General features: G+C 59.9%; 21 protein-coding genes and 1 pseudogene. 9 read left to right on the top strand and 13 right to left on the bottom strand.

From position 1 onward, the window contains the following. Window positions 1-18: 18 nt before the first annotated feature. The gene (locus ACSOSP_RS21325; RefSeq protein WP_455312910.1) at window positions 19-297 is read left to right on the top strand and encodes a type II toxin-antitoxin system RelE/ParE family toxin; all 279 of its coding nucleotides are present in this window, start codon (window positions 19-21) and stop codon (window positions 295-297) included. 77 nt (window positions 298-374) lie between these two features. Continuing rightward, window positions 375-655: pseudogene (locus ACSOSP_RS21320) on the top strand (HigA family addiction module antitoxin). A gap of 226 nt (window positions 656-881) precedes the next feature. Here the strand turns inward: ACSOSP_RS21320 and ACSOSP_RS21315 are convergent. The 3 genes from ACSOSP_RS21315 to ACSOSP_RS21305 all read right to left on the bottom strand — a co-directional run bounded on the left by ACSOSP_RS21315 (window position 882) and on the right by ACSOSP_RS21305 (window position 6,226). After that, window positions 882-3,248: a DNA polymerase II gene (locus ACSOSP_RS21315; protein ID WP_455313744.1), complete on the bottom strand. Its 2,367-nt coding sequence runs from the start codon at window positions 3,246-3,248 to the stop codon at window positions 882-884. Between the two features lie 185 nt (window positions 3,249-3,433). Beyond that, the gene (locus tag ACSOSP_RS21310) at window positions 3,434-4,798 is read right to left on the bottom strand and encodes an LLM class flavin-dependent oxidoreductase (protein ID WP_455312909.1); all 1,365 of its coding nucleotides are present in this window, start codon (window positions 4,796-4,798) and stop codon (window positions 3,434-3,436) included. A 75-nt stretch (window positions 4,799-4,873) separates the two neighbouring features. Then, window positions 4,874-6,226: an LLM class flavin-dependent oxidoreductase gene (locus ACSOSP_RS21305; protein WP_455312908.1), complete on the bottom strand. Its 1,353-nt coding sequence runs from the start codon at window positions 6,224-6,226 to the stop codon at window positions 4,874-4,876. A gap of 278 nt (window positions 6,227-6,504) precedes the next feature. Here ACSOSP_RS21305 and ACSOSP_RS21300 point away from each other — a divergent pair, with 278 nt between their 5' ends. Next, complete coding sequence (locus ACSOSP_RS21300; protein WP_455312907.1) at window positions 6,505-7,806, top strand: acyl-CoA dehydrogenase family protein; 1,302 nt, start codon at window positions 6,505-6,507, stop codon at window positions 7,804-7,806. Between the two features lie 178 nt (window positions 7,807-7,984). Here ACSOSP_RS21300 and ACSOSP_RS21295 read toward each other — a convergent pair whose 3' ends face one another. Next, complete coding sequence (locus ACSOSP_RS21295; RefSeq protein WP_031356584.1) at window positions 7,985-8,188, bottom strand: cold-shock protein; 204 nt, start codon at window positions 8,186-8,188, stop codon at window positions 7,985-7,987. A 912-nt stretch (window positions 8,189-9,100) separates the two neighbouring features. Between ACSOSP_RS21295 and ACSOSP_RS21290 the strand changes: the two genes are divergently transcribed. Together ACSOSP_RS21290 and ACSOSP_RS21285 are read left to right on the top strand one after the other, a co-directional pair. Further along, window positions 9,101-9,490, top strand: a complete 390-nt coding sequence (locus tag ACSOSP_RS21290) for a surface-adhesin E family protein (protein WP_455312906.1) — start codon at window positions 9,101-9,103, stop codon at window positions 9,488-9,490. A gap of 372 nt (window positions 9,491-9,862) precedes the next feature. After that, complete coding sequence (locus ACSOSP_RS21285) at window positions 9,863-10,654, top strand: protein-L-isoaspartate O-methyltransferase family protein (protein WP_455312905.1); 792 nt, start codon at window positions 9,863-9,865, stop codon at window positions 10,652-10,654. A gap of 41 nt (window positions 10,655-10,695) precedes the next feature. Here ACSOSP_RS21285 and ACSOSP_RS21280 read toward each other — a convergent pair whose 3' ends face one another. From ACSOSP_RS21280 to ACSOSP_RS21265, 4 genes are all read right to left on the bottom strand, one after another. Then, on the bottom strand, window positions 10,696-12,102 hold the full coding sequence (locus ACSOSP_RS21280) for an FAD/NAD(P)-binding protein (protein ID WP_455312904.1): 1,407 nt from the start codon (window positions 12,100-12,102) through the stop codon (window positions 10,696-10,698). A gap of 180 nt (window positions 12,103-12,282) precedes the next feature. Continuing rightward, the gene (locus ACSOSP_RS21275) at window positions 12,283-12,942 is read right to left on the bottom strand and encodes an AAA family ATPase (protein WP_455313743.1); all 660 of its coding nucleotides are present in this window, start codon (window positions 12,940-12,942) and stop codon (window positions 12,283-12,285) included. Between the two features lie 12 nt (window positions 12,943-12,954). Further along, complete coding sequence (locus tag ACSOSP_RS21270; protein ID WP_455312903.1) at window positions 12,955-13,302, bottom strand: type II toxin-antitoxin system prevent-host-death family antitoxin; 348 nt, start codon at window positions 13,300-13,302, stop codon at window positions 12,955-12,957. Between the two features lie 73 nt (window positions 13,303-13,375). Further along, a complete protein-coding gene (locus ACSOSP_RS21265; protein WP_455312902.1) occupies window positions 13,376-14,755 on the bottom strand; it encodes an LLM class flavin-dependent oxidoreductase in 1,380 nt (459 codons plus the stop codon). 359 nt (window positions 14,756-15,114) lie between these two features. On the opposite strand from ACSOSP_RS21265, the gene ACSOSP_RS21260 reads away from it, so the two are divergent. Further along, a complete protein-coding gene (locus ACSOSP_RS21260) occupies window positions 15,115-15,390 on the top strand; it encodes an HU family DNA-binding protein (protein WP_031356592.1) in 276 nt (91 codons plus the stop codon). A gap of 105 nt (window positions 15,391-15,495) precedes the next feature. Here ACSOSP_RS21260 and ACSOSP_RS21255 read toward each other — a convergent pair whose 3' ends face one another. From ACSOSP_RS21255 to ACSOSP_RS21245, 3 genes are all read right to left on the bottom strand, one after another. Next, complete coding sequence (locus tag ACSOSP_RS21255; RefSeq protein WP_455312901.1) at window positions 15,496-16,674, bottom strand: fumarylacetoacetate hydrolase family protein; 1,179 nt, start codon at window positions 16,672-16,674, stop codon at window positions 15,496-15,498. A gap of 43 nt (window positions 16,675-16,717) precedes the next feature. Then, window positions 16,718-18,535: an IlvD/Edd family dehydratase gene (locus tag ACSOSP_RS21250; protein WP_455312900.1), complete on the bottom strand. Its 1,818-nt coding sequence runs from the start codon at window positions 18,533-18,535 to the stop codon at window positions 16,718-16,720. A 349-nt stretch (window positions 18,536-18,884) separates the two neighbouring features. Next, window positions 18,885-19,802, bottom strand: coding sequence for a LysR family transcriptional regulator (locus tag ACSOSP_RS21245; protein ID WP_455312899.1), 918 nt, complete (start codon window positions 19,800-19,802; stop codon window positions 18,885-18,887). 387 nt (window positions 19,803-20,189) lie between these two features. Here ACSOSP_RS21245 and ACSOSP_RS21240 point away from each other — a divergent pair, with 387 nt between their 5' ends. Both ACSOSP_RS21240 and ACSOSP_RS21235 read left to right on the top strand, forming a co-directional pair. Further along, window positions 20,190-21,464: an MFS transporter gene (locus tag ACSOSP_RS21240; protein ID WP_455312898.1), complete on the top strand. Its 1,275-nt coding sequence runs from the start codon at window positions 20,190-20,192 to the stop codon at window positions 21,462-21,464. 162 nt (window positions 21,465-21,626) lie between these two features. Further along, a complete protein-coding gene (locus ACSOSP_RS21235; RefSeq protein WP_455312897.1) occupies window positions 21,627-22,304 on the top strand; it encodes an alpha/beta hydrolase in 678 nt (225 codons plus the stop codon). Window positions 22,305-22,384: 80 nt separating this feature from the next. Here ACSOSP_RS21235 and ACSOSP_RS21230 read toward each other — a convergent pair whose 3' ends face one another. Beyond that, window positions 22,385-23,332 carry a GlxA family transcriptional regulator gene (locus ACSOSP_RS21230; RefSeq protein ID WP_455312896.1) on the bottom strand — a complete coding sequence of 316 codons (948 nt, stop codon included), beginning with the start codon at window positions 23,330-23,332 and terminating at the stop codon, window positions 22,385-22,387. 449 nt (window positions 23,333-23,781) lie between these two features. Here ACSOSP_RS21230 and ACSOSP_RS21225 point away from each other — a divergent pair, with 449 nt between their 5' ends. Continuing rightward, window positions 23,782-24,537, top strand: a complete 756-nt coding sequence (locus tag ACSOSP_RS21225; RefSeq protein WP_455312895.1) for an SDR family oxidoreductase — start codon at window positions 23,782-23,784, stop codon at window positions 24,535-24,537. 169 nt (window positions 24,538-24,706) lie between these two features. On the opposite strand, the gene ACSOSP_RS21220 is transcribed toward ACSOSP_RS21225, so the two are convergent. After that, window positions 24,707-25,843, bottom strand: a complete 1,137-nt coding sequence (locus ACSOSP_RS21220) for a Gfo/Idh/MocA family protein (RefSeq protein ID WP_455312894.1) — start codon at window positions 25,841-25,843, stop codon at window positions 24,707-24,709. Window positions 25,844-25,851: the final 8 nt, after the last annotated feature.

Here is a 25,851-nt window from a genome sequence, read left to right as displayed (position 1 = left end):
CAACAAAAACAGCGCGCGATGATCAAATCGTTCAATCATAAAGGTGTGCAACCCTTGTTTGAAACCGGTACAGCAGCAGTGATTCAGGCAGCACATAAGCCGCGGTTGATTGGTCAGTTGACAGCACTACACAGGGCCAAATCACATCAAGATATGAATCAGCCGGGTTGGGGTTTGCATCCACTTAAGGGTGAGGAGGCTGGAGTCTGGTCTGTAACGGTGAACGGCAACTGGAGGTTGACGTTCATGTTTGACGGTGAGGATGCAATCCTCGTTGACTACAGGGACTACCACTAAAAGATTGTCTGAACGCTCAAATCGCGTAGCCCGGTTGCATCGGGCATTACACTGAAGTCTTCATATTGACGAAAGCTATGTCGAACATGTTCAATCCGCCACACCCTGCGGCAATCCTCCGGGAAGATGTGCTGCCTGCACTGAACCTGACGGTTACCGAGGCTGCTGAGCAACTTGGTGTGTCCCGAGTGACCTTGTCTCGTCTGCTCAACGAGCGTGGCGGGATCACTCCCGAAATGGCGCTACGCATTGAACAGTGGCGGGTGTGGAGCGCGGTGGGCGAGCTGATCTTTGGCTTGGTATGCAGCTCGACTACGATCTCTGGCAGGCGCGCAGGCACGCGCCGAAGCGGATATAACCGGCGCCGGCAGTGGCGTCCGCCTAACCAGGATCTGGCGATCACAGGGGGAAGTTGACTATGGCGCAGAAAAATCCAGGCATTCTGTTGAACAACTCTTGCCAGGCCGCCCTGCGTCGTTCATAACGAAGCAGGGTAGCAAGACTCAACCAAATCAACGCGTTGCCTAACCTCCCCGCAACTTGTCCACAGCCTTGCCAACAATTTCTGTGGATATCTTCGCACGCTAAAACAACTCGTGCTGCCCAGACACCAACGTCTGAAAATCGCTTTGCAAAAGCGGCAAGATCGCATCGGCGATAGGCTGCAACTGCCGTGTCAGATAGTGATCGTAGTCAATGGCGGCCCGCAAGGTTTCAAGCGGCTCCGGTCCCGCGGTTGTCATCACATAGCTGATCCAGCCGCCGCGTTGATACTGCAACGGCCGCCCCCGCTCGCGGTTGAACTCATCGGCCATGCGAGCCGCGCGGACATGCGGCGGCACGTTGCGCTCATACGCATCGAGTGGCCGGCGCAGGCGCTTCCTATACACGAGCAACTCGTCGAATTCGCCACTCAGCGTGCGCCGTACATAGTCGCGTACATAGTCCTGATACGGCTCACCCTTGAAGATTCGCAAATAGAGTTCTCGCTGGAACTGCTGCGCGAGCGGGGTCCAGTCGCTGCGAACGGTTTCGAGTCCCTTATAAACCACCTCTTCGCTACCGTCAGGCAGAAGGCTAAGGCCGGCATAACGCTTCTTGCTGCCTTCTTCCGCGCCGCGAATGGTCGGCATGAAGAACCGCCGATAGTGCCGCTCAAATTGCAACTCCAGCGCGCTTTGCAGGCCAAAGCGCTCTCGCACATGATCCTGCCACCACGCGTTCACGTGCTCGACAAGCGCGCCGCCAATACGCGCCGCTTCTTCTTCGCTGCGAGCGTGCTTCAACCAGACGAACGTGGAATCCGTATCGCCGTAGATCACTTCGTAGCCTTCGGCTTCAATCAGCTCGCGCGTCTTGCGCATGATTTCATGACCGCGCATGGTTATCGACGATGCCAGGCGAGGGTCGAAGAAGCGGCATCCCGTTGAACCCAGCACGCCATAAAACGCGTTCATGATGATCTTCAACGCTTGCGAGAGCGGCTTGTTGTGCTCGCGCTTCGCTTCTTCGCGCCCCTTCCAGACCTGATCGACAATAGCCGGCAAACTATGACGCGTACGTGAGAAACGCGCGCCAAGAAACCCCGGCACCGAATGCTCATCGTCCGGATGTCGGAGACCGTCGACCAATCCAACGGGGTCAATAAGGAAGGTGCGAATGATCGATGGGTACAGGCTTTTATAGTCGAGAACCAGGACGGAATCGTAAAGACCCGGCCGCGAATTCATCACGAATCCGCCGGGACTTGCCGCACCGGCAACATCGCCAAGATTGGGCGCGACGAAACCTTGCCGATGCATGCGCGGCATATACAAGTGCGTAAAAGCGGCCACGGATCCACCGCTGCGATCAGCGGGAAGACCCGTGACCGTTGCGCGCTCGAGCAGGAACGGCAGCAACTCCGTTTTCGCAAAGACCCGCGTGACCAGCTCGCAATCCTTCAGGTTGTAGCGCGCGAGAGCGGGCTTGTCTTCATCGAAGCGACGCTGGATTTCGTCCATTCGCTGGTAGGGATTATCGATGGCTTTGCCTTCGCCGAGCACGCTCTGCGCGACATACTCGAGGCTGAACGAAGGGAAGCTCCATGTTGCCGACCTCAGCGCTTCAATACCATCGATCAACAATCGTCCCGCCGCGCCCGCGAAGAAATGGTTTTGAGTGAGACCATGCTGCCGCCATTCCATTACGCTCCCACCGCGACCCAATCGCAGCGGAATCTGATACAGCTGCGAGTGCTCCTGCAATACGCGCAAATCGAACTGAACCAGGTTCCAGCCGATGATCGCATCGGGATCATGCTTCTCAAGCCACTCGTTGAGTTTTTCCAGCAGGAGAGGGCGGCTTTCGCAGTATTCAAGCTTGAAGTCGATGCCGCTGCTATCCCCATTGGGCGGTCCAAGCATATAAACGTGGCGCTCGCCGCAGCCTTCGAGCGCGATGGAATAGAGTTCGGTTTTGGCACTGGTTTCTATATCGAGCGACACCAGTTTCAGCTTCGGCCGATAACCCGACGCGGGTTTCAATTCGCTGTTCAGAAGCGGACCGTCTCCATGAGACTCGCCAGTGAACACGACCGGCGCCGTGATAAAGCGCTCCATCATGTAGCGCTCCGGCGGAAAGACATCGGCTTCGTACACATCGACGCCGCCCTGCTTCAAGCGCCTCTCCAGCCCCGTCAATTGCCGATACTGCTTCGTATACAAGCCCAACACCGGCCGATGGTTGAAGTCAACGAGATCCAGCGGACGCAATTCCACTTGCTTCTCGCGCTGCAAGACGGTTTCAGCGCGCTCGCGTTGTTCGGCTGGAATGAACGCCACCGAGTCCTGCGGACGCAAACGCAGGTGGCGGGGACCGTCGTCCGTCGCCAGCCAGAATTCGACCTCCGTCCCATTGGCGGTGTCCCGCCAATGACGCGTCAGAATAAAACCTTGTTGATGCTCGGCCAGATGCCCACCTTGGAAAATTCGTCTCTTCCGAGGATTTTAGTGGGTACGCGAGTTCCTTGTTCAGTTTGCCGCTTTTTTGACGCAATGGTCCGGCCCAATGACATACCGCCGTCCGCACGGGTCAAGTGCTCACCGGCCTGGGGCGCGAACCGACCCGCCCGACTCGTTCGCACACGTGCTTCCACTCAAGCAGCAACCGTATCGGCCTTCTCCACCGAGTACCGATTAACAGGGCGTGAAAGGCCAAGATTCGCGCGCAGCGTGTGGCCCTCATACTCCGTCCGAAACAATCCACGGCGGCGCAATTCCGGCAACACCAGTTCGATGAAATCCGTCAGGCTGCCCGGCAGCACCGCGGGCATGATGTTGTAGCCGTCGGCGCCATAGTGGACGAAGCGTTCTTCCAGTTGATCCGCAATCTGCTCAGGCGTTCCGACCACTTGCCAATGTCCGCGTGCGCCCGCCACGCGCAGATATAGCTGGCGAATCGTCAGGTTTTCGCGCCGTGCCAATTCCAGTGTGAGCAACTGACGGCTCTTGCTCGCGTTCGTTTCGGGGAGTTCGGGGATCGGGCCATCGAGCGGATAAGCCGACAGGTCGAAACCACCGGTAAGTCCCGAGACCAACGCAAGTCCCACCGCCGGGTCGATCAGCGATTGCAAATGCTCGAATTTCTCGCGCGCCTCGCTTTCGGTGCGTCCGACGATAGGCATTACGCCGGGCATGATCTTCAGTTCATCCGGATGACGCCCGTGTTGTTCCAGGCGGCCTTTGACATCGGCATAAAAATCGATTGCGTCCTGAAGGGTTTGCTGCGCCGTGAAGATAACCTCTGCGGTACGGGCGGCCAGCGCCCGGCCGGCCTCCGACGAACCCGCCTGCACGACCACGGGCTGACCTTGCGGTGAGCGCGCTACGTTCAACGGCCCCTTGACCTGGAAAAAGCGTCCCTTGTGATCGAGGACATGACGCTTGGCGGGATCGAAGAAACGCCCTTGCTCTTTGTCGCGCAGAAATGCATCGTCCTCCCAACTATCCCAAAGCCGGTCGACAACTTCCGCAAACTCGGTCGCCCGCTCATAGCGTTCTCCATGCTCGAAATGCCGATCGCGATTGAAGTTCTTCGCTTCATGCTCATTCGATGAAGTCACAAGGTTCCATCCCGCACGACCGCCACTGATATGGTCGAGCGACGCGAACTTGCGCGCGATGTGATACGGCTCGTTAAAACTGGTCGACGCCGTGCCGACCAGGCCGATGTCTTCCGTCACGGCAGCCAGTGCGGACAATAAAGTGATCGGCTCGAACTGAGCGATATAGCTGTGCGCGGTGCGGCTCAGGAAGTCGAGGTTATCGCCTCGGGTGCCTACGCCATCGGCGAGAAACAGCAGGTCGAATTTAGCCGCTTGCGCAGCCTGGGCGAGCTGCACATAGTGCCGAAAATTTATTCCCGCGTCTGCCTGGGCATCCGGATGCCGCCACGCGGCAATGTGATGTCCCGCAGGGTAAAGAAACGCGCCTAGGCGCAGTTGTCCGGTTCGCTTGGCCATGGTGTGTGGGATCGTCGGGATGCTTCGTGAAAGGGGACGCTGTGATGCATGCGTCCGCTCGGTGTTGACGTAAGTTCAGGCGCTTTTGCGCCACAAGCTCTGGTTCTCGGGACGCGCCAGACCGAGATGCTCGCGCAGCGTCGTGCCTTCGTAGCCGGTGCGAAAGATGCCGCGCTGGCGAAGGATTGGAACAACGCCATCAACGAAGTCCTGCAATCCGCCCGGCAAGGTATCGGGCATGAGGTTGAAGCCATCGGCGGCCCCGGCCTTGAACCAGCGTTCGATGTCATCGGCTATCTGCTCCGGCGTACCCACGATGACGCGATGCCCCCCGCCTCCGGCAAGTGCCCGGATGAGTTGACGCACCGTATAACCGTGCTGCCGGGCTTGTGCCAGCGTGGCGTGAAAGAACGTATGGTTGCCGTTGCCCTGGCCGGGCAAGGTCAGGTTGTCCGGCAATTGCTCATCCAGTTTGAGTCGATCCGGTGTCACGCCGAGCGTGCCGGCCAGCCGCGTGACGCTATAGCTCCACGGAATCAGGTCAACCAGTTCATCGCGGCGGCGCAAGGCTTCGGCCTCCGTTGCGCCGATGATCGTGGTCAGTCCCGCCAGCACCTTCACGGCGTCGGGACCACGTCCAAAGGCTGCTGCACGGGCTTTCAGATCGCGTCCATACGCTAGCGACTCATCGAACGATTGCGAGGCCGAGAACACTGCCTCGGCATGCCGTGCGGCCAGCTCGCGGCCATCGCCCGAAGCGCCGGCTTGCACCAGCACCGGATGTCCTTGCGGCGAACGCGGCACATTCAAAGGACCTTGCACCGAGAAATGCGTGCCTCGATGCGAGACGGGATGAACCTTGGCGGTATCGACGAATAGTCCGCTCGTTTTATCGCCGATAACCGCTCCATCCTCCCAGCTGTCCCAGAGCGCCTTGACGACGCTGGTGAATTCCGCGGCACGTGCATAGCGCTCGGCGTGATCGGGCACCGCATCGCGCCCAAAATTGCGTGCCGAGCCCAGGTCAGCGGTCGTCACGACGTTCCAGCCTGCCCGGCCGCCGCTGACATGGTCGAGCGTGGCGAAACGGCGCGCGATGTTGTACGGCTCGTTGTAACTCGTGGACGCAGTGCCGATCACACCAATATGCGAAGTCGCTGCCGCGATGCTGGCAAGCAGGATGGTCGGCTCGAGCGCGGTGATCGGGCGAAAGTCGATCTGGTCGGCGATCGAGGCGTTGTCGGCGAGGAACACGGCGTCGAAGCCGGCCGCCTCCGCAATTTGCGCGACCCGCACGTAGTGACGAACGTCGATGAACGCTTGAGGATCGGCATCGGGCAGGCGCCATGCAGAGGGAACAAAACCCGAATGCAGGATATTGACGTTGAGGTGAAGTTGTCGGGGCGGCGTATTGGGAGGTTGGGTCATCTTGCTCTAGCGCTTAATAGCTGAAATCAGCTGACATTGACTGACATTAGTTGACTTCGGATTCTTGACCGGACAGCCCCGCAAAGCGACGAATAAATCCGCCGATCGATATACGTCAGAGCACTAAAGAACTGAACCGCATTCGCTTCATGGCGTAGAGAACAGGATTCAAGGAAACCCGGCGTGAGCATATGGTTAGCACCTATCGTTCGTTGCCGGCGGCTTGGCGCGGCACTTATCCTCACAGGCTCGCACCTGTTCAAATAGTGGAGAAGTGAATGACGACGTCAGCACCGGCGGACGCTGCGCTTTACGCGCGTTTCGCGGAGATATTCGAGCACATCGGCCAAGGGACCATAGAACGTGAGCAGGGCCGTGAACTCGCTCGCGATGCCGTCCAGAGTTTGAAAGACAGCGGCTTTACCGCCTTGCGGGTGCCGCGCGAATATGGCGGCAGCGGCGTTTCTTTACCGCAGTATTTCCGTCTCCTGACGCGTCTGGGCGAAGCCGACTCGAACCTGCCGCAGATCATTCGCGCGCATTCCGGTTTCATCGAGCAACAACTGGAAACCGGCGATGACGCAACACGCGAACGCTGGCTGGGGCGCATTGCGAAAGGTGAGACGATTGGAGCGGCTACCTCGGAGCGCACCGGCTCCACGCACAACAGCGTGACCGTCACGCCCGACGCGGACGCGGGCTTCGTCCTGCTGAACGGCGAGAAATACTACAGCACGGGCACGCTCTATTCGGAATGGATCAACGTGGCCGCCCACGACGCGCAGACCGATCTCCACGTGCTGGTTCGAAGCGATGCACCGGGTGTGGCCCGCACCGACGACTGGGACGGTTTCGGCCAGCGTCTGACCGCTAGCGGCACCACACGTTTCGATAACGTCCGCGTGCCTGTCGATCAAATTCTGACGCGCTACAAGGCGTCGGAGCCGCGCCGTAATTCCTTGCTGACCGCGTTCTACCAGACTGTGCACCTGGCGACGCTCGCGGGTATTGCACGCGCTGTATTGCGCGATGGCGTGGCGTTCGTTCAGGGCCGTACCCGCACGTTTGGCGTAGCGGGGCAGTCGAGCCCGCGTGACAATCCGCTGGTGCATCGCGTCGTGGGGCGCCTCGCGAGTCTCGCGTACTCGGCTGAAGCGCTGGTCGAGTCGGTAGCTGCAGCGCTCGAGAGGGTGCATCAGGCGCGCAACGCGGGCGTGGCGACGACAGCGGACTACATTGCCGTCGATATCCAGGCTTACCAGGCGCAGCAGATCGTGCTCGAGCAGGTGCTTGAGGCCGCCACGCTGCTATTCGAAGTAGGCGGCGCGTCGGCGACGAGCGAAGCACGCCGGCTCGATCGCCACTGGCGCAACGCACGCGTCATTGCTTCGCACAATCCGGCGATCCAGCGTGAGGCTGCGGTCGGCAATTATCATCTGAATGGGACCGCGCCCGAGGAACGATTCAGTCTTTCTCATTCCGCGGCGGATACGGCTGTGGGCGCCTTCAAACAAGGCGCGGTGCAGGGAGGAAAGCCGCCGCTGGTGCAGGAGGATGCATTCGCCAGGACAGGCAGATAGAGCGAAGAGACAGAGCGAAGGTCGGGGTCCAGGGGGCCTTGATTGTCGCTGATGCATTACGCGTTGCCGCGGTTGTCGGCACGCAAAAAGTTACTACGGGGCGTGGCCATCGATGGTCACGCCCCGGCGTCATCCGTATGACGGATGAAAACCAGCCGCCGCGACGGCCGGATCAAGCTTAGGCCGGCACGATGTTCGATGCCTGCTTGCCCTTGGGGCCCTGTTTTACCTCAAACGTTACTTTCTGATTTTCCTGAAGGCTTTTGAAGCCTTCTGCCTTGATTTCCGAAAAATGAGCGAACAGATCTTCGCCGCCGTCATCGGGTGTGATGAAGCCGAAGCCTTTTGCATCGTTGAACCATTTGACCGTACCGGTTGCCATGAGCGTATCCAAAATTTAGAGCTAACGAGTGAGAATAAAACCAGAGCGCCGAGCCGCGTCGCATTGCATTGTTGTGACAAGACTTCTCTAAGTCCATGAGCGCGTCCGTAACAAACAGCCGCTGCGGCGATATGCGCTTTTGGAATTATGGCGAATCAATTGTACGCCGTGCCAATAATTATTGAAGCTTTCCAAACCGGAAAAGCCGCAATGCTTGCGGATTGCGAAATTCAGTCAGTTATGGGCGCGTGAAGCGCCCAAATAATGGACCATGAAAGGCTTCGTGGCGCCTGTCCAGTGTTGTCTGGACAAAGGGATTTCCCTGATTGGCCGAACGAGCGGTCGCCGAATAGCCCGCGCAAATGCGCTTGGCGATCGCTTTCTGAAGGTCCTTTAGCGCGTTGATAATGGAGTGTCGCTGGATTGAAAGTAATTTTATCCGCCAGGAATTCGCTTCCGGCGTCATGCCCGGCCGACTTTACCGGATCAATTCGAAATTAAGGTGGAATGGCGTTTTTACTGCAACAAGAATGGCTATTGCACGGCTTTTTCAAGCAGCTTGCGGGATTGCAAGGCCTCTTGTGGCCAGACTAAGCCGTTGCCACGGCAGACCCGCGTCAGTGAAGGCGGCAATGCTCGTGCGCAGCAGGTATGGCGGTTCATGAATGCACGGGGAAAGGGGTTGTCGCGATTCGTACGAACGAAAAGTCGGGCGCGGAGCGCTTCACTGGCAGAATGCGCTGCGCGGCTACTGGAACGGGACGGTATCGTCTAAAACTTGCGGACAATTCCCCTCTAATGTGCTGCGGATCGCGTAAGCGCTGCGAGCAGCGTAGTGGTGTTGTGATATGAGTCAGCGCACCGATGCCTTTACCGCCAACCGGCAGGACCTCTAAAATCTAAAGAAGAAACATGAAAAGAATGCTTATGATCGGCGCAGTTCTGTTTGTCTCGTCGACCTTGGCGATAGCCTCTGATTGGGTCCAGGTCTTTGCGAACCCGGCCGAGGCCATAAGCGTTGATTCAGACTCCATTACTCGCAGCGGTGACAGTGTCAACGCGTGGACTCAGACGGTCCTGGCGGTAGAGACGGACGTGCAGCTCGGACGTCCCGCGAAGGCGGTCAAGACGCAATACATTGCGGACTGTCAGGGTAGAACACTGCTCGTGAATGCGCTGATCTTTTACGATGCGCAAGGCAATGTCCTTGCTTCCCTGCCGCCGGAGCAAGACGCGCCGGCGGTTGTCGTCCCGGGTACGGGCGGAGAGTTCATTCTGCGTGCAGTGTGCAATAAGGGTTGAGGATCGATGTGTGGTTGACCGGTCGCTTTCCCGTTACCGACGACCAAAATTGCGCCTGAGATGCTGGTGCATATCCCGTCATATTGGCAGCATTCAAGGCTAAACACCCGGCAAGCTGTTTGGTTTTCATGCTGACTTTCTTTATCGACGTGAACGTATTGAGATCATCGGATTCACGGAATTGAGCCGTCCGGAAGCCGTTTCTTATCGCACGAGGTGAGTGCGGATGCAGGCTTGCCGCGCCGCGTCAGCAAGCGCACCATCGGCAGCACCGGCAGACTAAAGCGAGCCGCTTCGAACCGCACGATCAGGCAGGTTGTCATGAAGGAAAAGGCCAATATCGCGAAAGCCAGAAGGTCCTACGCCAGGCTCATGGCTGCCGCAAGCAAGTCCGACGATCCAAGGCTCGAGCGTGTGTTCGAGCTCGTGCCGCGCGAGGCGTTTTTGCCGCCTGGGCCGTGGAAGATCATGGTGGACAACGAGTACTTCGAAACCCCCAGCGCGGACCCTGTCTATCTTTACCAGAACGCCCTGGTTGCGCTCGATGCAGCCAAGGGAATCAACAATGGCGAGCCGTTCCTTCACGCAGCATGGCTCGGCGCCGCCGCGCCGCAACGCGGCAACGTGGTTTGCCATATTGGCGCCGGTTTGGGTTATTACACCGCTATTCTTTCTGTGCTGGCTCTACCCGGCGGTCGCGTGGAAGCGTTCGAAATCGAACCGGAATTGTTCGAGGCGGCGCGCAAGAATTTGCAAGCGTTCGAGGGCGTAACCCTGACGCTAGGCGACGCAACCAAGCTGCCTTTGCCCGCGTCGGATCTGATTTATGTGAACGCAGGCGTCCTGGCGCCGCCCCGTTCGTGGCTACAGGCGCTGCGTCCGGGCGGCCGCCTGATTTTTCCGTGGCGCCCGTCTGATGAAGTCGGACTTACCTTGCTGATCACACGAACCGACGCGGGTTATGAAGCGAGACCACTCATGAGCTCGTGGTTTATTCCTTGCGTTGGCGGAGCATCGACTGCGGATGGATTCGTGAGTCCGCCGGATCTCGCCACGGCATGGTCCGTCAGGTCGGCGTGGCTGAGCTCAGAGCGCGCACCGGACAAGACAGCGGCGGTCGCTTACGAGCACGTCTGGTTTTCTTCATCGGTTTTGCACGAATGAGCTTGCCCGGTGGCACGCATCAACGCGACATCAACGCGACGTCAACGCGATGTATAAGCAAGCAGGCTGCCGTCCTGAAGCACCCGCTCGAGATGCCGCGCGATGTCGGGTGCGCCGGTCATTTCGCCGAAGCTTCCGCGTGTCATTGGACCGAAGGCCAGCAAGCCCGGCGACACCTCGCCGTCAGCATTCCTGAGCTGGCTCCGCAGGTCGGTATCGAGTCCGATCCGCACCGCATCCAGCCGTGCCAACCCGCCCTCCAGCAGTGACTTCACGAGCGGATTCCGGTCTATATCGCGTGCCGGTCCGGTACAGAAAACCACCGCATCGAAAGCCTGCGTTTCATGCGTGCCGCCCGGACGCCGCAGGCTGGCGCTCAGGCGCCCCGCCACGCGACTGATCCCCACAATACCCGCGCTGGCAACGCTCATCTGACCGCTCTCGATGGCCCGTTCAATAGCCGCATGAATTTGCGGCGCGATGCGAAAACGATGTACGTCCCAGAACGGCAGCAGCCTCTTCACCACGCGGTTTTGTTCGTGGGCGGGCAACGCGTTCCAGATCCGGGGAAGATCGAAACGCAGGGCGTCGGCGGCGGGTTGCCAGCCGATGCGGGCCCCGTCGCGCGCGACTCTCTGCCTGAGCTTGCGCACGAGTTCAAGGGCGTTGGCGGGTGGGGCGGCGTTATCGAGGAAATCGGCGGCATCGGAGAAAAGTCCATGCGGCTGCGCACGCAAACCGCGTCGGGAAATTGCCGTGATGCGGCCGGTATGCGCGCGCTCGATCAGTGTGACGGCTACGTCCGCCATCGTCAGGCCGGTGCCGACCAGCAGCACGGACGCGTCCGGCGGGATCGCCTGCAACGCGTCCGTCGCCCACGGATGCGTGATCAGTCGCGGATCATGCAAAGCCTGTTCGTCGATGAGCCCGGGCGGTTTCGAAGGCGTATGGCCGAAACATAGCGCAACGCGATGCGCATCGAGATATGAACCATCGTCCAGCGTGACCACAAAACCTGATTCGATCTTGCGCACGCCGGTGGCGCTTGCTCGCCGATGCTGCACACGCACCTGCGATGCCGCGTCAGCTACTACATCGTCAAGGGTCGCCGCGACATACTCGCCGTATCGCGCGCGCGACACGTAGTAGCTGCCCTGGCCGTCGCTGCTGCCGGCATCGATTGCATCATGCGCTTTGAGCCAGCGCGTGGCATGCGTGGAGTCGCCGGCGAACAGGCTCATCCGGTCGCTCGGTACGTTGATCCGATGCAGCGGGTCCGACGTTCCATAGGCGATACCCCGGCCGAGTTCCGCCGACGGCTCCACGATGGTGAAGTCGAGATCGACGCCGGCCGGGCAGGCGCGAATGGCATGAATAACGAATGCGACGCCAGTGAAGCCGCCACCGATCACGACGATGTTCAAGGGGGTATGTGTGGAAGTGTTCAAGAGAGTGCTCATGATGCTGGAGCGTCGAGGATACCTCAGCCAATACGCCGCGTGAACTCTGTGCAAAGCTTGAAATTCGCTAAGCTTGTGAGGATTGGTGGGATTGAAACCGGGGGTGCTGGTGGCTATTTATTTCGGAATGCAGATTATTGGTGAAAAATACGAACACGTTCGCCAATGCTATCCGTGCTGGAATTCCAGGGCGGCTTGTACGATCGGCTGCGCCCATTGCGGCGTGGCGCCCAACGCGGCTGCATCATCCTGATCGGGAAACATCACCTGGGCTCCAGTCATCTCAAGCACCAGCACGGGATCGGGAATGTCCTGGCCCGGAGCGGCATCGACGCTATTGTCGAACACCTGCAGACGACTGAGAGAGGGCAATAGCTTGATCAGGTTTGCGCGAGAGGTGACCCAGCGCTCGCGAATCTTATTCTCGGGGATGGCGTGACCTTTGTTGGCGACGCGCAAGCGCACGCGTTCCATATGTTTTTCGATGGACGAAAGTCCGCAGAACAGCATGACCACATCATGGGTAAGCGCGGCGCTGGCCAGCATGTCGGAAATAGTCCTGCCACCCAAAGTGGTTTCGAACGCGTAGTTCTGGCCGCCCGCGATGGCCGCTTCAAGCTGGGCACGGCCGGTCTCCCACGCGCGGCTGTTTGCTTCGGCGGGAGTCATGTTGAATTGAGCGCTCAGCTCGCGCGCAAGGCTATCGGGGTTGAGCCAGGTGAGGCCATGATCGGCCAGCATGGCGCCGCCGACCGAGCTCTTGCCGGCGCCATTGACGCCGGCAAGGACGAAGATGAAAGGTCGCGCGGCTGTACTGCTTGCGGTCATCAACTGCGGGCATCAGTAAGATGCACCGGCCTTGGGCCGTTTCTTTATCGCACCCTTTGCGTCAAGCAGCGCATTGAGTTTGCGGGAGGCATCGGGTTGCTGCAGCACCGCGAGGCGCGCATTGAACCGGTTCGTCAGTTCATCCAGCGCGGTTTGCTCCAGCGCCTTCATTGCCTGAATCTCTTCAGTGAGTTGCTGGTAAGCCTTCGCGTCGACCAGCACCATTTCGACCGCCGAGTGATTGGTGACGGCCACACTGCCTGACTCACGCACCAGGCGCACCATATCCGCCCACTTGTTCTTTACCTGGGAGGCGTTCTGGCGCGGCAGTTCCTGAATGTTCGGCAGTTCGGTAAGCATGGTGTTATTTCCTGCCAATGGCGAATAACGCCATTATGGCAAAAATAGCTAATTTGTCAAATTTGGCTTTTATTTAACCATGGCGGTCCCGGCGAAATGACGCGCCCGTATGCTCATCCGGTAACTTCGCGCCGCGGTTGAATAACTTCTCGCGCAGGGTTCCGTCGGCGTAAGCGGTCTTGTACACACCGCGCGCCTGCAACTCCGGAATCACGAGGTCGATGAAGTCCTCGTAACTTTCGGGCGTGACGGTACGCGTCAGATTGAAACCATCGACGCCGGCTTCATCCATCCAAGACTCCAGCGCGTCAGCCACTTGCACCGGATCGCCGACGATAGTCGTAAACCGCCCGCCGAGTTTCAACTCATCGAGCAGGCGCCGCACGGTCCAGCCGGATTGTCCGTCCGTCACCCGCTGCACCGACGACTCTATGCCGCGGCTCTTGTGACCACCCGGCGGTTCGAGTTCGTCATCCTGACCAAACTTCGAATAATCGATACCGCTGCCCGCCGCAAAGTGCGCAAGTCCCGCTTCGGCGCTCGCATGGCTCGCGTACTCGGCGAACTTTTCCTCGGCTTCGGCCGTCGTGCGCCCCACCACCACAGTGACGCCCATGAAAACCTTGAGACCAGCAGGGTCCCGGCCTGCCTCGGCCGCTTGCTTGCGTAATGCATCGACGAGTTTGCGCGTGCCAGCCTTGCTCTGGCTCGATACGAATACGCACTCGGCATGACGGATCGCAAACGCCTGACCCCGGCCCGACGAACCCGCCTGGAATAACACGGGCGTGCGTTGCGGCGAGGGTTCGGACAAGTGATAACCCTCTACGTCGTAGTAGCGGCCGTGATGATTGACCTTGTGGATCTTCTGCGGATCGGCGAACACGCGTGCGCTGCGGTCGCGCACGACGGCGTCGTCTTCCCAACTGCCTTCCCAGAGCTTGTACGTGACGTCGAGGTATTCGTCTGCACGATCGTAGCGTTCGTCGTGCGCAATCTGCTCGGTGAGGCCCATCGCGCGCGCGGCGCTGTCGAGATAGCCGGTCACGATATTCCAGCCGATCCGCCCCTCGGTCAGATGATCGAGCGTGGAAAAACGCCGGGCCAGGAGATAGGGCGCCTCGTAAGTCAGGTTCACCGTGACGCCGAAACCAAGATGTTGCGTGACGGCCGCCATGGCGGACACCAGCATCAGGGGATCATTGACGGGCAACTGTATGGATTCCTTCAGCGTCAGGTCGACCGACGCCTGATAAACGTCATACGTCCCCACTATATCCGCAATGAAAAGGCCGTCGAACAGTCCGCGTTCAAGCAATTTCGCGAGATCCGTCCAGTACGAAAGCTTTCGGTAATCTTGTGACTGGTCTCGGGGATGCGTCCACAGGCCATGATTGATGTGGCCGACACAGTTCATATTGAACGCGTTCAGGAGGATCTTTTTCTTGCTCATGGGAGTGGTGCGCGAGGGGAGGGACTGAAGAAAAGGCGCGAACGAAGTCAACGAAAACCGCTTATATAAAGCACTTTTAGCCGCGTTTCAACGATAAAGGCAGCGAGAATGCTTACACAGCTTCAGCGTGTTGCAAACCATTGAATTCGCATTTACATTCCATGACGCCCGGGTTTACCGCCGCCTGCGACACCCCGAAGTGCGAAATCGCTGGCGGTGAGAAGCGCAAACCCAGATCAAACCGGCTGCCTATCCGCAAGAAAACGGATTTGCCTCTAGCGTGCGTGTCCGGTAAGGTGACGCTTCCGCCATGCAAACCGCATGGGCAGTGCGTCGTACCCATCTTTGAGAAAACAGAAATGAACAAGCAAGAACTCGTTGACGCCGTGGCGTCAGCCACCGGCACGAGCAAGGCCGCGGCTGCTGAAGCTATCGATGCATTCATCTCCACCGTCACGCAAGCCGTTGTCAGCGGCGACAGCGTTCAGTTCGTCGGCTTCGGCACCTTCAGCACCGGCGCACGCGCCGCGCGCACGGGCCGCAATCCGAAGACTGGCGACACCATCCAGATCGCTGCCGCAAAGACGGTCAAGTTTACCGCCGGTAAAGCGTTCAAAGACCTCGTCAATCAGTAAGAATGACGAACGCGTCCTTGCAGCATGTGCGGGCAAGGACGCAGTCGAGCGGCGCTTAAGTTTCGTCCGATCTTTATCAGGCGAGTGCGCCGTATCGATTCATCTTCAGGACGTGTGCGTGCTCCCAAGCATGCCGCGCGCCGCCAGGTTGCCGTAAAGCGCACGTACCCCGAACGTCCAGGGCGTAATTTCCGTCGACAACCGCACGGTGTTTACGATCGAGCCCAGCGACGGCGTAGAGATCGTCACCACGTCGCCCAGATGATGCGTGAAGCCGCCGCCGGGCGTGTCGCGATCCTTGATCGGCGAGAACATGGTGCCGAGAAACAACATGAAGCCGTCCGGGTACTGATGGTGCGCGCCATGCGTTTGCGCCACCAGGTCAGCAGGATCGCGGCTGATCTCGCGCATGTGGCTGACGCCGTCGAGTACAAAGCCATCGTCCGCGCCTTCAATGCGCAGCGACACACTCGCTTCGCGCACGGTGTCGAGCGTAAACGTTCCATCGAACAGGCGCACGAAGGGGCCGATCGAGCATGAACCGTTGTTGTCCTTCGCCTTGCCGAGCAGCAACGCGGAGCGGCCTTCAATGTCGCGCAGGTTCACGTCGTTGCCGAGCGTCGCACCTACGATTGTGCCCGCGCTGTTCACCGCCAGCACGATTTCCGGCTCGGGATTGTTCCACTTCGAAGTCGGATACAAACCCACGTCCGCACCGAATCCAACCGACGACATGGGTTGCGATTTCGAAAATACTTCGGCATCCGGACCAATTCCAACTTCCATGTATTGCGACCACGCACCGCGCCGTTCGAGTTCGGCTTTCAACTTGGCCGCCGCCTCGGAACCGGGTTTTATCTTCGACAGATCCGCGCCGATCAACTCGTTGATCATCGAACGCGTTTCCTGCGCCTTGCTTGCATCGCCGCCCGCGTGTTCTTCGATCACGCGTTCAAGCAGGCTTACCGCGAAGGTCACGCCGCATGCCTTGACCGCTTGCACGTCGCACGGCGCGAGCAAATGCGTGACATGTGTGGATGCATCGAGCGACGCGCTGATCAGCGCATCGACTGACCCCAGTGATTCGCCCGGTGCATGGCGCGCGATCTCAACGGCATCGTCGCGATCGAAAAGATCGGCGGTGGTAGCGGCTGTTGATGTGATGTCGACGACTTCGCCGCGCCGCACGACGATCACCGACGGTCCGCTGACAGGCGCGGGCCGCCAGACGCGGCCGATCAGCAGCGCGTCGTCAAGGTCGGAGGGGAGGTAAGCGTGAGGCATGTTGTGCGTCTCCAGAAGGATGGTGTTCAGGCGTCAGGGCGCCCTAGTGGTTATGTCGCGATTCGCCGCGCGCCTCGACGATGTTGAGATACAGCGTGGCCGGTTCGAGGCACGCGCCGCTGCCGTGCTGTCCGACCATGCTGCGATAAATCTCTTCCCACGGTGTCAGGTTCTTCAGCACGGGCGGCTTCCAGGCCGCGCGACGTTGGGCAAGTTCAGCCTCGGGGATCATCAGGTCGACCTTGCGCGTCTTCAGGTCAATGCGGATCCTGTCACCCGATACGAGCAGCGCGATGCCTCCGCCAACGGCCGCTTCCGGCGACACGTTGAGGATGGACGGACTTGCCGACGTACCGCTCTGACGGCCGTCGCCGAGCGTCGGCAAGGTATCGATACCGCGCTTGAGCAACGCTGCCGGTGGCTGCATGTTGACCACTTCCGCGCCACCCGGAAAGCCTACCGGACCGCAATTGCGGATCACGAGAATCGAGCGTTCGTCGACGCCCGTTGCCGGGTCTTCAATCCGCTCGTGATAGTCCTCAGGACCCTCGAATACGACTACCTTGCCCTCGAACACATCGGGATGATCCGGGTCAGTGAGGAAGCGCTTGCGGAACGCCTCGTCGATCACGCTGACCTTCATGACCGCACTGTCGAAGAGGTTGCCCGACAGCACGACATAACCGGCCGACTCTTTCAGCGGGTTCGCGTACGCGCGAATCACTTCGCGATCGGGCGTTGGCACAGCGGCGAGATCGTCAGCCAGCGTGCGCCCCGTCACCGTGCGCACGGCGCCGTTGAGCCTGCCTGCATCCAGCAGTTCCTTCATCACGGCCGGCACGCCGCCTGCACGATGAAACGCTTCGCCAAGAAAACGTCCGGCGGGTTGGCAGTCCACGAGCAACGGGACCTCGGGGCCAAGCCGCTGCCAGTCTTCCAGCGTGTGATCGACACCCATGTGGCGCGCGATCGCGATCATGTGAATCGGACAATTGGATGAAGCGCCGAGCGCCGCTGCCGCGACCACGGCGTTTTCGAATGCGCCCTTGGTCATGATGTCCGATGGGCGCAAATTCTCCGCCACCATGCCGACGATACGCTTGCCGGTGGCATACGCCATCCAGCCGCGCTCGCGATGCGGCCCGGGAATTGCCGCGCAACCGGGCAATGACATGCCGAGTGCTTCGGCAAGCGAGTTCATGGAGAGGGCCGTGCCCATCGTGTTGCAATGCCCGACCGACGGAGCGGAAGCCGCCACCATGTCCATGAAGCCGGGGTAGTCGATCTCACCGGCGGACAAGCGCTTGCGCGCATCCCAGATGACCGTGCCGGAGCCCGCGAGCTTGCCGTGATACCAGCCGTCGAGCATCGGTCCGCCCGACAGCACGATGGCAGGAATGTTGACCGTGGCGGCGGCCATCAGGCATGCAGGCGTGGTCTTGTCGCAACCGGTGGTGAGGACCACGCCGTCAATGGGATAGCCGTGGAGGATTTCAACGAGACCGAGATAAGCGAGGTTGCGATCGAGCGCGGCGGTGGGGCGCTTGCCGGTTTCCTGGATCGGGTGAACGGGGAACTCGAGCGGAATGCCGCCTGCGTCGCGGATGCCGTCGCGTACGCGGCTCGCGAGCTCGAGATGATGGCGATTGCACGGCGCAAGGTCTGAGCCCGTCTGCGCGATGCCAATGATCGGCTTGCCCGACTGCAGTTCTTCGCGCGTGATGCCGTAGTTCATGTAGCGCTCGAGATAAAGCGCGGTCATGCCGGGGTTGGAGGGATCGTCGAACCAGCGGCGGCTGCGCAGACGCGGTGCTGCAGAGTCGTCGGTATCGTGTGTATCGGTGGGGTTGGATGAGTTCATAAACGTGAATGTCTCAGGTTCGTTTTGTAGGGGCACAGCTTGGCGGGTAGCGCGTGTATTCGGTGAGCAGTGCTTCGCCGCTGGAGACCGCTTGGTCGTTGTCTCGAACGAGGGCGGCCATTGCCGTACGGGTTTCTACTGTCGCGCTGGATCTGTGCGGCTGCAGCACGCCGTTGTCGAGTTCGACTGACGGCTCATTCCAGAATACATCGTGAGCTGCGCCGATGAGTTTATGGTCACGTGCATGTTACCGGTAACGGTATCAAACACATGCCGGGATGTCCAGAGCAATAGAGGACGCGACAAAGCGGATAGCCATTCCTCGCGATCAGCCCATTGCCAGCCCTCCCTATGCGATTTCTCGCTCCCAGGGCGGCAACGGTTGCCAGGCCTCAAACAGGAAATCGATAAAGCGGCGAACTTTAGGCGCGAGATGTCGCCGGGAAGGATAGATCGCACGAATGGGCAGCGCTTCGACCGCAAACGCCTGCAGGATGGGCTGCAATCGTCCTTGCGAGATGTCAGCCGCGAGAAGGTAGGAGGGCATGTTGACAATGCCTGCGCCACGGACCGCCGCGTTGACGAGCGCTTCAGCACTGTCCATTCTCAAGCGGCCGTTCAAGTTGACGGTCTCTTGCCCGGCATTGGCAAACAACCATGATTGAGGGCGTCCCGCGCTCACGAACTGAAGACATTCATGATTTGTCAGGTCGGATGGCGCGGCGGGTATGCCTCGCTTTGCGAGGTAATCCGGCGAAGCGCAGGTCAGCAGCTTCTGTGTCGCTACGGTGCGCGCGATCAGGCGGGAGTCCGGCTTGGGCTCGCCGACCCGGATCGCGATATCGAATCCCTCGTCGACCAGGTCGATAAATCTGTCCGTGAAGCTGACCTCGGCCGTCACTGCGGGCCAGCTCTCGAGAAACGACTCTATGACGGGGAGCACTTGCCGATGACCAAGCGCAATCGGCACACTGATGCGCAGCGTGCCCGTGGGCGTCGCACTCCGTACCGCCATCGCCGTCTCGGTCTCTTCGAGATCTTCCAGAAGTTGCGTGCAACGTGCGAAGTATACGGCTCCGTCATCCGTGAGACCGAGGCTTCGCGGGGTCCGGTGGAGCAGGCGGACCTGCAGGCGAGTCTCCAGGCGCGCAATGATCTTGCCCACTGCGGAGCGCGTGATGCCGAGTTGCTGCGCCGCCGACGTGAAGCTGCCAGCCCTGACCACGGAGACGAACGTCGCGATATCGTTGAAGTTTCCTGGTGCCAAGTCAATGTCCTCTCAAGCGAGTTTCGCGGAGTCCGCGTAAGCCCACACATCAGGAAGCGTTTGCCCTTACGCGGCTTGCGCTCAACCGCAGGCGTGATATCGAACAGGTCGTCGATGCAATCGATCGCCACGGCGTTACACAAGCGCTCGTCCCTCGAAACCGGTGCGCAGGCCGCCGCTGTTTTTTCGATCAGCATTCGTTGACTCGTGCCGGCGCAAAGCGCTTCGATCATATCCCGTTGCCCGCGCGTCGCGTTCATGGGGAGCCACATTCCCCATCGAAGCTCCTATTCTTCGGGTCACCAGGCAGTAGTGACTGGCTGTCATGCACGCACACCGCGCAACCAGACGCCGGCACTTTGCTGTCAGCCGAACCGGAGAACGTCAATGAATGCCCAGCAACTTATCTGCCCTGCGGGGAGCCCTTCAGGGTCGCTTGCAGACGACAGCGCGTCGTCCATCGCGCCCATTCCCTCCCGTGAGCCCGCATCGCGCGGCCCGTCGTGGCTTGCGGTCTTGTCAGTAGCAGTAGGTTCATTCGCTTTCGTCGCGACGGAATACATGCCCGTCGGGCTGTTGCCGCAGATCGCGCGGGACCTCGGTGTCACGTCCGGTACCGCCGGGCTCATGGTGACCACGCCTGGCATCATCGCCGCCATTTCGGCGCCAGTCCTGCTGCTCGCCGCAGGACGCATCAACCGGCGCCTGATCCTGCTGACGCTGGCGGTGCTGCTGCTCGCATCGAACCTCATCTCCGCCATCGCGCCCAGCTTTGCGGTGATGCTCATCGGTCGCGCACTGCTGGGCGCCAGCCTTGGCGGCTTCTGGACCGTCGCGCTTGGCGCATCCGGGCAACTGATCCGCGAGGATCAGGCCGCCCGTGCAAGCGCAACGATTTTCATGGGCATTACGCTGGCGACCGTGATCGGCGTGCCGCTCGGCACGCTGATCGCGAACCTGAGCTCATGGCGCATGTCCTTTGTCGCAACCGCGATGCTCGCCGCTGTCGCGTTGGCGGCGCAGGCCGTGTTCCTGCCTTCGCTCGCACCGAAGGCCGCGATGCGCACGGAGGACTTCCGGGCGATGCTGTCGCGCTCCAACGTCCGACGCAGCCTTTTGATGGTCGGCCTTCTCTTCGGCGCACATTTTGCAGCCTATACGTATATCGCCCCCTTCCTCGAACGCAATGCTGCATTCGGCGCTTCATGGATCACCGCCGTTCTGCTCGGCTTCGGGGTCGTCGGCTTTGTTGCGAACTTCGCTGTTTCATCGATCGTCACGCGCCATCTGAAGGTGTCGTTACTGTCGCTGGGCATGCTCGTGCTGGTCGCCCTGATTGCATTGCCCATGCTGCAGGCTTCCCGTGCAGGGGTGATCGCCGCCGTAGGGTTGTGGGGACTTGCCTACGGCGCGATTCCGCTGTGCTTGAGCGTCTGGATGCAGTTGAGTTCGCCTGATCGCCCGGAAGCCGGTTCGTCGATGTTCGTCAGTACCGTGCAGATCGCGATTGCACTCGGCTCGCTTGCCGGTGGCGCCCTAGTGGACCACCTGGGCATTGCAACGACAATGCGCTTTGGCGGTTTGCTCGCCGCGCTCAGCGTGGTCGTGATGATGACGTTCAAGACCACCCACTCGACGCTTAAGGAAGTGCTCGAAAAGTGACGCGGATCAAACCATGAGGGTTCGCTTCCCTGGGGCCGTAGCCGCAGAATGGCAGAAAAGGTGGGATCTTCGCCCTCACGGTGACGGCAGTCAAACCGACAATCGCTCTTTGTCATCCCGACATACACCGCGACAGCAGTCGCTAGAGACAGGACCACAATCATGGCGAAGGTATCAAATATCCTTTTCGTTCACGGCGCCTGGGCCAATTCGTCGGCCTGGGAGAAAGTCCTGCCGTTGATCGATGCTGCCGGTCTCACAGGTACTGCGGTTTCGCTTTCGCTGACGCTCACCGATGACGTGGCGACGGTTAAGCGGGCGATTGCGCTGATCGACGGTCCGCTACTGCTGGTGGGTCATTCCTACGGCGGCGCCGTCATTACCGAAGCTGGATCCGATCCGAAAGTGGCGGGTCTGGTGTATGTCGCGGCATTCGCGCCGGATGTCGGCGAGTCGGCGGCATCGCTTGGCGCCGGCGGGCCACCCACTCGCCTGCTGGAGGTCGTCCGCCCTGACGAGCAGCATTTTTTCAAACTCACGCGCGAAGGCGTCGATGAAGTATTTGCCCAGGATCTGACGGCAGCCGAGCGCGCGTTGATCTTTGCAACGCAAAATCCGCTGGCGGGTGCTGCGTTGGGCGGTGAAGTCACGGCGCCTGCCTGGAAAGAAAAGCCTAGCTGGTACTTGCTCGCCAGCGAAGATCACACCATCCATCCCGAGCTTCAAAAGAAGATGGCGGCGCGGATTGAAGCAACGACGGTCACCGTTGCGGCAAGTCATGTGGCAATGCTTTCCCAGCCGGATGCAGTCGCGAAACTGATCGTGCAAGCAGCAGGCTGAACAGCGCTGACGTGGATGCCGGGGTAGATAAGGCTCCCGCCATCCACTTCACCTTCGCACGGATGTGCTCATGGATTCGCTCAGGCAGCAGCAAATTCCGCCCGCGCATTGTTTCGTATGACCTGTGGGGGATGACCGAAGGCGCGCACAAACGCGCGGCGCATCCGCTCGGAGTCCGCGAAGCCGGCCTCTGTCGCGACCACGTCGACGGGATGACGGCTTTGCTCTAACAAGAGACGCGCGGCCTCCAGCCTCAGATTGGCTACCGCCTTAGCAGGAGACTGACCTGTCTCCGCGCGAAATGCCCGGCTGAACTGACGCAGGCTCAAACACGCCGCCTCGGCAAGTTCCTGAACCGAGAGCTGGGATTTCAGGTTTCTGCGCGCATACTCGAGCGCGGTCTGGATGCGGTCAGATTTGGCGTCGATCTTGAGCAACTCCGAGTGCTGCGATTGACCACCGCCGCGACGGTGATTGACAACAAGTTTTTGCGCGACCGAGTGCGCGAGGTCTGCGCCATGGTCTTTTTCGACCATGGCCAGAGCCAGGTCGATACAGGCCGTCATGCCGGCCGACGTCCATACCGATCCGTCGATGATAAAGATGCGATCCGGCTGCATTTTGACCAGGGGAAAGCGCTCCTTTAGCTCGCCTGCGGCTATCCAATGCGTTGTCGCGCGCTTGCCGTCGAGGATGCCGGCTTGAGCCAAAACGAACGCACCGGTGCAGATGGATGCAACCCGGCGCGACGCGCGATGTCCACGCTGCACGAAATCCACGACGGCTGGCGATGCAGTCACGCTCGCAGTTCCACCGCCGACCAGCAAGGTATCGAACGCGGGTTCCCCGAACGGCATGGTGTCGGTCATCGTTCCGAGCGAACTGCGTACCAAGCCGCCATGTTCGGACAGCAACTCGATACTGTACAACTGCTTTCCCGCGCTGATGTTGGCAAACTCAAACACCGACAAGGCAGCGAAATACAGCATCTGGAAATTAGGTAGGATGACGAAACCAATCCGCTGCATCACACACTCCTTAATGGATTGAAACGAGGCGACCAGGTTTCCCCAAGCGGAGCCGGGTCGGAATATCGTCGTTGCGTTGAGCGACCTCCGCAGAACCATGTCCCTCGCTCATTAAATGTATTTTTCACATTGATCACAGGATTGATAGGAGGAATGTAGGTTCACGCCCAATTCCTGGTTGGCATTGGGGAGAGTCCTCATGGGTCAACGTCGATCTTCAGAAAGCTTCAAACGGCCACGCATTATGAATCGTTTCCGACTCTGCCAATTAATGCGCGCAATACATAAAAGATAGCGGGATGCAGGGGCTACCGCCGCGCGTGGCAGAGGCCTATCTTTAGCTCCACAAACCGGAACGACCCGGGCAGTTCGGTAAGTGGCCAGCCTCAAGTCAATGAGCGGCTTTCCGCTTGAACTCTCTATCACTTATCCCATCGAGGACGCATTCCATGAAACTCACAGGTAATACCATCTTCATCACCGGCGGCGGCTCGGGTATCGGCCGAGGCCTCGCCGAAGCGCTCCACAAGCTTGGCAACAAGGTCATCATTTCAGGCCGGCGGCGCAGTCATCTCGACGCGGTAATCGCGGCCAACCACGGGATGGAGGCGATTGAACTCGACATCTCCGACCCGGAGAGTATCGAACGGGTGGCGGCGAAGCTTGTCGCCGATCACCCCGAACTCAACGTGCTGATCAACAACGCGGGCATCATGCAACCTGATGCAGTCGACGCAAGGATCGACGATGCGCTGATGGTCTCCCACGTGACGACCAACCTGATCGGCCCGATCCGGATGACATCTGCGCTGATCGACCATCTCAAGACCCGGAGCGACGCCGTGGTGGTCTACACCACTTCCGTCCTGGGCTTCGTGCCAATGGCGGTGACGGCGGTGTACTCATCGACGAAGGCGGCGCTGCACTCCTACGCACTGTCACAACGGTTCATGCTGCAGGACACGACAGTTCGCGTGCTGGAGATTGCGCCACCATGGGTCCGTACCGAACTGATGAACAGCACGGAGGCCGAAATGGCGATGCCGCTCGACCAGTTCATCGATGAAACAATCAAGGCCCTCGGCACGGATGCGAACGAGATCCTGGTCGAAGCAGCCAAACCGATGCGCGCGAACCCGGGACCGGGCGAGCACGATTTGGTCAATGGTTTCAACACGCAGGCGAAGGCAATGTTTGGAGGTTGATTTACGCAACCAAAGGGAAGCTGAACGCGGCATGTCCGATCGCGACGACGAGTAGTCGTCGCGATCGGACTTTGCCGTCCGGCATGGTGATGCGCATCAGCCTCTGCATCACGATTGCTAACGGCGCTGATCTCACCAGCGCCGTCGACGTATCAGCCGGACGCGCGGCTTAGCCCGGCGTGCCGAAGGAGAGTTCGACCCGCTTGCCGGAACGATTCGATTCCACGATTTGTTCGATCAGTTCATGCGTGCGCAGAGCATCTGTGAAAGTGGGCGCAAGCGTTGAACCCGTCTTTACATCACGTGCATAGGCGGCATACAGGTTTGCCAATTCGACCACGCTCGCTCCGAGTTCTCCCTCCGGCACCCATTCATATTCCGCCGGAATAGCGAGCGTGGTCAGCGGCTGTGCGTCACCCCGCGCGATCTCGATGCGGTTGAAGGTATCGCCGAAACTGGTAGTGTTTGAGATCTTCAGATCACCCTTGCTGCCGGTGATATCGATCTGTACGCCGAAATTATTGCGTTTACCCGCCTCCAGATGGACGCTCAGCACGGCGCCATTGGCGAAAGTGCCGGCGAGCACGACCTGGTCCGGGCTTGTGTGGGGCAGCGTTTCACCGGTTTCCACCAGGGTGACTTCCTTGAACTGATTGACCGTCACCGCCGACAAGTTCTGCGGATAGCCGGTCATCGTCGAAAACAACGCGTCCAGGAAATGGCCGCCATAGATCGAAAGAAGGCTGGAGAAATTCTCTTCGGGGATCGTGTAGTAAAGCGACGCGGGCCGTTCACGCTGGAAGTACTCGACGCTCACGTGCAAGCGCACCGAACGTACTTCGCCGATCTCGCCCTGGTCCAGCAAGTCGCGGACATATCGGTAGCCCGGATTGAGGCGCCGTTGCAGACCGACGATGGTACGCACGCCTGCTTTGCCGGCTAACGCGAGCAACTCGCTGGACAATGCAGTACTCGGCGTCAGGGGCCATTCGCAATAGACATCTTTACCCGCCGCGATGGCGGCGCGGATGCCCTCTTCGTGCTGGAACGCGGGCGTCAACACGAGGACGAGATCGACTTCCGGGTGCGACACCAGTTCTTGCAGCGAGGCTGCCGCGTATTTGAACCCATGGCGCGCGACCAGCGATGCCGCCTTTTCCTGGCTGCGGCTATACACGGCCGTCAGTTCATATTCCGGGAGCAGCTTCAGCGAAGGAACGTGCCCATATTCCGACCAATGACCCAGGCCGACGACGCCCACCCTGATTTTGCCGGAGCCGTTGCCCGGCGTTGCGATGCTGTTCAAGAGAATTC

This window comes from Caballeronia sp. KNU42, assembly GCF_053760385.1.
The sequence above is the reverse complement of the archived record's forward strand: the minus strand, read 5'-3'. Positions and strand labels throughout refer to the sequence as shown.

Bases quoted from the DNA above. Each gene is read 5' to 3' on its own strand.
- ACSOSP_RS21230 (WP_455312896.1), bottom strand. From the start codon at position 23,332: ATGCAGCGGATTGGTTTCGTCATCCTACCTAATTTCCAGATGCTGTAT.
- ACSOSP_RS21300 (WP_455312907.1), top strand. From the start codon at position 6,505: ATGACGACGTCAGCACCGGCGGACGCTGCGCTTTACGCGCGTTTCGCG.
- ACSOSP_RS21260 (WP_031356592.1), top strand. From the start codon at position 15,115: ATGAACAAGCAAGAACTCGTTGACGCCGTGGCGTCAGCCACCGGCACG.
- ACSOSP_RS21270 (WP_455312903.1), bottom strand. From the start codon at position 13,302: ATGCTTACCGAACTGCCGAACATTCAGGAACTGCCGCGCCAGAACGCC.
- ACSOSP_RS21235 (WP_455312897.1), top strand. From the start codon at position 21,627: ATGGCGAAGGTATCAAATATCCTTTTCGTTCACGGCGCCTGGGCCAAT.
- ACSOSP_RS21325 (WP_455312910.1), top strand. From the start codon at position 19: ATGATCAAATCGTTCAATCATAAAGGTGTGCAACCCTTGTTTGAAACC.
- ACSOSP_RS21225 (WP_455312895.1), top strand. From the start codon at position 23,782: ATGAAACTCACAGGTAATACCATCTTCATCACCGGCGGCGGCTCGGGT.
- ACSOSP_RS21290 (WP_455312906.1), top strand. From the start codon at position 9,101: ATGAAAAGAATGCTTATGATCGGCGCAGTTCTGTTTGTCTCGTCGACC.
- ACSOSP_RS21255 (WP_455312901.1), bottom strand. From the start codon at position 16,674: ATGCCTCACGCTTACCTCCCCTCCGACCTTGACGACGCGCTGCTGATC.
- ACSOSP_RS21285 (WP_455312905.1), top strand. From the start codon at position 9,863: ATGGCTGCCGCAAGCAAGTCCGACGATCCAAGGCTCGAGCGTGTGTTC.
- ACSOSP_RS21305 (WP_455312908.1), bottom strand. From the start codon at position 6,226: ATGACCCAACCTCCCAATACGCCGCCCCGACAACTTCACCTCAACGTC.
- ACSOSP_RS21310 (WP_455312909.1), bottom strand. From the start codon at position 4,798: ATGGCCAAGCGAACCGGACAACTGCGCCTAGGCGCGTTTCTTTACCCT.
- ACSOSP_RS21295 (WP_031356584.1), bottom strand. From the start codon at position 8,188: ATGGCAACCGGTACGGTCAAATGGTTCAACGATGCAAAAGGCTTCGGC.
- ACSOSP_RS21250 (WP_455312900.1), bottom strand. From the start codon at position 18,535: ATGAACTCATCCAACCCCACCGATACACACGATACCGACGACTCTGCA.
- ACSOSP_RS21240 (WP_455312898.1), top strand. From the start codon at position 20,190: ATGAATGCCCAGCAACTTATCTGCCCTGCGGGGAGCCCTTCAGGGTCG.
- ACSOSP_RS21275 (WP_455313743.1), bottom strand. From the start codon at position 12,942: ATGACCGCAAGCAGTACAGCCGCGCGACCTTTCATCTTCGTCCTTGCC.
- ACSOSP_RS21265 (WP_455312902.1), bottom strand. From the start codon at position 14,755: ATGAGCAAGAAAAAGATCCTCCTGAACGCGTTCAATATGAACTGTGTC.